Source organism: Paraglaciecola hydrolytica, assembly GCF_001565895.1.
GTDB classification, from domain to species: Bacteria; Pseudomonadota; Gammaproteobacteria; order Enterobacterales; family Alteromonadaceae; genus Paraglaciecola; species Paraglaciecola hydrolytica.
This window is the reverse complement of sequence record NZ_LSNE01000005.1, coordinates 94,472-95,979: the sequence shown is the minus strand read 5'-3', so window position 1 is coordinate 95,979 and position 1,508 is coordinate 94,472. Positions and strand designations below refer to the sequence as shown.

At 37.3% G+C, this 1,508-nt stretch carries 1 protein-coding gene; it reads right to left on the bottom strand.

The features are described from left to right. The coding region (locus AX660_RS23290; RefSeq protein WP_068375562.1) for a helix-turn-helix domain-containing protein at positions 1 to 990 on the bottom strand (990 nt) is incomplete at its 3' end. Positions 991 to 1,508 lie beyond the last annotated feature (518 nt).

Here is a 1,508-nt window from a genome sequence, read left to right as displayed (position 1 = left end):
TAGACGAGCGGCTTCAGTCAAACGTAATTTATTGAGGAATCCGCTAAATGTCTGTCCGGTTCTTTCCTTTAAGAGTTCATTAATTTTGGTGCGGTTAATACCAAGTACACTAGCAGAACCTTCAAGGCTCAGTTCAGCATCTGAATAATTTGACAATAAATAGTCCAGCAATTGGGCTATTTCACGTTCGCGTTTGGAGTCCACATTTAACTGCCGGTGAGCTATTTCCTGATAGGTCGTTGAGCTTCTATTATTTAGTGCATCTCGGAAAATCACCATAATAAAAGCCAGCCAAATCAATACGAGGCTCACAATACCTACAATAATCATTGTCCAATTGCGACCCTGTAAGACCAATTCCTCTACCGTGACAGAACTGAGTACACCTACCGGGCTTTGGTTGGTGCTACTTAATGAAATTTCTCTGACCTTAGTAAGAGTGTTTTGTTGGTTTGACAGATTAAGTCCTTGAATCTGCAACCACCATTCGGGCGTATTGAGCTGCGATAAGTCGATAACAATATCCTGCCACGATTCACCGCAGCTAAAAATACTTTGTGCCATACGAAAAGAGCTTACGTCCGCAAAGTCTGAAACATTATCTTCGTATAGATGAAACACAAATTTCAATTCATTCTGCGGTTTGCAGCGGATCCTGAGTTTTGCCGTTGAATAAGCTGTTAAATCTAGCAAGATGTTTGGAGTACTCGGATCTTCAAAGACTAAATTGAAAGAAGCATAGGCATATAGGTAGTGCCGAGAGAGGGTAAAATCGAAATTCAGGTGGTAAATATCCTCATGCACCACCATGCTTGAATCGCCACCTTGAATATTGTCAGCTGAATATAATGGTTTCCAGGGAAACGTACTATCAGGAGCAGGAAACAAGTTCACCTCTATTGTAGCAAAACGGATAACAGTCAAAATGATGATTACTGAAGCACTGCAAGCTGCAATTGCCACGTATCTTAAAGGTGTTTTTTGAAACATCTTGCCGAAATATTCCTATTAAATTAAAAATAGCACCTTAAATAAACAAAAAATGCTATCGAGTTTCTTACTAATAATCTGCAACAAGAGTTAGTCACGAGCTCATCTAAGAGTCAAGCCAAGTCCGAATTTGTAATTGCTTAAAAACGTTTTTCGTTAAAACTTGTAGTGGTTTTATGGTATTCCGTTAATTGGCAATAATTCAATACTTTTAGCAATAATCACTGCAAGTTTACTAAATAATGAAAACACCTCAGTTTAATTAGCAAAAAATCGATAAAATATAGGCATTTAGCTGGATGAAAACGATTTACATATCAATTTGTTATTTAACTCTATATTCGCAGATATTCTTTTGTGGCAATAGTATCGCCAGCAACGGTATCCGGGGTACTTAGCTATCCGTAATTAGTATCGAAAAAACCTTAAAAAAGATTAAAAAAGATTAAAAAATTATTTTTGTTGGCTGCGCTCACTCACCATGATTTATTAAGTAATAGCACTTAGTACGATTAAGC